At 64.4% G+C, this 3,331-nt stretch carries 3 protein-coding genes; all 3 read right to left on the bottom strand.

Annotation, left to right across the window (positions count from 1 at the left end):
* Nucleotides 1–117: 117 nt before the first annotated feature.
* Nucleotides 118–1,026: an NAD(P)-dependent oxidoreductase gene (locus WAN02_RS04625; protein ID WP_422263000.1), complete on the bottom strand. Its 909-nt coding sequence runs from the start codon at nucleotides 1,024–1,026 to the stop codon at nucleotides 118–120.
* Between the two features lie 13 nt (nucleotides 1,027–1,039).
* Nucleotides 1,040–2,470: an aldehyde dehydrogenase gene (locus WAN02_RS04620; RefSeq protein ID WP_422263001.1), complete on the bottom strand. Its 1,431-nt coding sequence runs from the start codon at nucleotides 2,468–2,470 to the stop codon at nucleotides 1,040–1,042.
* A 35-nt stretch (nucleotides 2,471–2,505) separates the two neighbouring features.
* Nucleotides 2,506–3,331, bottom strand: an 826-nt coding sequence (locus tag WAN02_RS04615; protein ID WP_422262999.1) for a VOC family protein, incomplete at its 5' end; no start/stop codon positions are given.

Below are 3,331 nucleotides of genomic sequence, written 5' to 3'. Positions count from 1 at the left end.
GCTGATCCGGGGATACAAGCAGATTCCGCTCGTGGCGCTCTGATTGCGCTCGCGGGGCACCCGCCGCCGGGCCTGAAGTTAGCGTTCAGTAACGCGAACCTCGCTAGACGTCCCGTTCTATTTACGGGTCTCCGATTGCAGATCCTGGCGACGGGCACGCAGATGCCCCTCGGTGAGCTGCGTGCCGAGGGCCGTCAACGGCAGCGAGGTCTGGGTATCGCGGCCCAACTGCACCGAGTGCCAGAGCTCCTTGGACATCAACGGATAGATGGCATCGGTTCCGGCGAGCGGGTGGTCGACCATCATGGCATCGAGCAAACCCCAAGTCTCAGTTACCCAGGATCGCCCGCTGGAGATGTTCGCCGTCGCAATGAGCGTCGCCTCTTCGACCCCCTGGCTGCGCGCGAACCGCACCGCCTCCAAGGCCACCAGGTAGTTCATGTGAAGCATGACGTTGTTGGCGATCTTGAGGGCTTGACCCGCGCCCACCTCGCCCGCCCGCACGACGTTCGCGGCGAACGTGTCGAGCAACGGCTGAAGCCTCTCGAGGGTGGCTTGGTCGCCCCCGGCCATTACTGTCAACGTCCCGTCATCCGCGGCGGGACGTGAGCCGCTGACCGGCGCATCGATCACCGCAACGTCCATGGTCGCGAGGTCCTGGGCAAGTTCAATGACGGTGTCGGGCAGAACACTGCTGTGAACGAGCACGACCGATCCGGGTCTCAACTCCCGTCGTAGCTGCCCGATGACCTCGCGCAGCTGTGTGTCATCGACAACGCAGATGCTCACGACGCCGCACTGGCGGCCGACAAGCTCAGCCTGTTCGGCAACCGCGGCGCCCCGCTCACGCAACGTGTGGCAGGCATCCGCGCTTCGGTCGTACACCGTCAGAGGAAAGCCGGCGGCCAGTATCCGTTGGGCGATGCGTCCACCCATGTCGCCGAGGCCGATGAAGCCGACGCCGGGCTCAAAGCCGGCGAGAATGCGGCCGGATGCCGGCAGACTCTGCGGGTGCTCATCAGTCACAGACATGAGCTTTTCAACCCAGCAGGATGGACTGGCTGGACAGGTACGCACGCAACCCTTCAGGGCCGCCTTCACGCCCGATGCCACTGAGCTTGACGCCACCAAACGGCGTGCAGGGCTGACAACCGAAGGTGTTGATCGCCATGGTGCCGGTCTGGACACGCGCCGACAACTCGAGTGCGTGTGCCACGTCAGTGGTCCAAATAGAGCCCGCCAAACCATAATCGGTGTCGTTTGCGATCGCCACGGCCTCGTCCTCGTCGGTATAGGGCAGCAACGCAATCACCGGTCCGAAGATCTCCTCGCGGGCTATCGTCATCGACGGTTCGACGTCGACGAACACCGTTGGCTCCACGTACCAGCCGTGGGGAAGGTCCTTAGGACGGCCACCGCCAACCACCACCCGTGCACCCTCGGCAACGCCCTTCGCCAGGTAGCCTTCCACCCTGTCCCGTTGCCGCTCACTCACCAACGGGCCCACGAACGTCTCCGGATCGAACGGATCGCCAACCTTGAAGCCGGCCACCGTCGCACCGATCGCCTCAGCGAATTCGTCAAAGCGATTGACCGGTAGCAGAATTCGGCTGTCGAGGGCGCAGATCTGCCCGCTGTTGAGGAAGGAGTTGAACGCGAGCCCGGCGACGGTGGCGGCGAGGTCCGCGTCGCGCAGAACGATGGCTGCCGACTTGCCGCCGAGCTCGAGGGTCACCGGCCGATGCCGCTCACCGCACAGCCTGCCGATGCGCTTTCCAGCCGCACTCGAGCCGGTGAACGAGACCTTGTCCACGCCGGGATGAGTGACCAGATACTCCCCCAGTTCACGACCGCCGGGAACGATGTTGAGCACACCGTCGGGCAGCCCGGCGGCCGCGGCAGCATCGGCGAGCACATACGAATCCAGCGGGGCCTCGGGTGCCGGCTTCAACACCACCGCGCACCCGGCGGCGAGCGCCGGCGCGAGTTTCATCATCGTCAGTGTCGGTGGCCCGTTCCAGGGGATGATGGCACCGACAACACCTACCGGTCGCTGGCGAACGACGCTGCTACCCCCGGCGCCGGTCCTGCGTTCCTCGAACTGCATTCCACTGATCAGATCGATGTAGTAGTCGAGGTTGCCGAACGCCGGTTCGACCATCACCATGTTGACCTGCGAGATGGGGCAACCCATCTCGAGCACCTGGGCATGTCCGAACTCCTCGGAGCGGCGGCGGCATTCAGCCAGCAGGCGCTTCATCACCTCGACGCGCTCCGAGGCGGACGAGCGTCCCCACTCCCCCGCCATCGCCGATCGCGCGGCGGACACCGCGGCGTCGATGTCGGCCGGTGCACCATCGGGCGTACGCCCGATGACCTGTTCGGAATGCGGAGAGATCACCTCAATCGTGTTCTGGCCGCTGGGTGCGACCATCCGCCCGCCGATGAACAATTCCCGATACTCGACCATCTGTTGCGCCCCGTCCTGAGAGCGAGTCGGCGCGGTCATCGCCGCACGCCCGACTCGACAATGCTGCCGGGAATCCATTCCCGTGGTGCGCTCTGCTCGGCGCGCCCGTCCATCGTGGTGACAGTTCCGGGCTCGAGTGGGTCGGGCAGTGGTGCCAACCAGACGTCGCGCGTCTCCGGAGACGCCGACAAGACACGAGCGCGGTGAGTGTCATCATCGAGTTGTGGGTGTCCCACACAGAATTCGACCGCGAAACCCCGGGCCTCATCCTTGAGGTAGACGCCGATGGATCCCGACGGGGCATGCCGCAGCAGATCATCGCGCAGCTTGACGCCCAGCCGCAGCGCGTTGTTGCGCGCGCGCATCACGTCGTCGAGTGAGCTCACTTGAATGCAGAAATGGTTGAAATTGGAACGCTCACTGCGCAACAACACAAGCGAGTGGTGGTAACGATCCGCGGCGCGGAAGAATCCCGCACGGTTGCTGATCCAGTCGGACGCCTTGAACCCCAACACATCCTGGTAGAAGGCTGTGGTTTGCTCCCAGTTCGTCACCCCCCATGCCGCGTGCAGGAATTTCTCGAGCGTCACGCCGTTGTTGACGGGGGCAACTCCGCGCTCGTACATCCCCACGTAGAGTTCGATGTCGGTTCCGCCGGGATCGGTGAACCGCAGCCACCGCTGCACACGGTCGCGCTTGGGGTCACCACCCTCGAGAACCTCGATGTTTTGTTCTCGTAGCCGGCGGGCGACTTCCTGCAAGGCGTTCTCACTGGCGACTTCGTAACCAATTCGCTTGACGCCCTGCTTGTTTCCCTCCTCGAGCCGAATCCAGTGGTGCTCGACACCGCCGGTCATGAAT

This window comes from Mycobacterium sp. (genome assembly GCF_049281135.1).
Classification (GTDB): Bacteria; Actinomycetota; Actinomycetes; order Mycobacteriales; family Mycobacteriaceae; genus Mycobacterium.
Note: the sequence above shows the minus strand (reverse complement) of the source record. Positions and strands in the feature narration are given on the sequence as shown.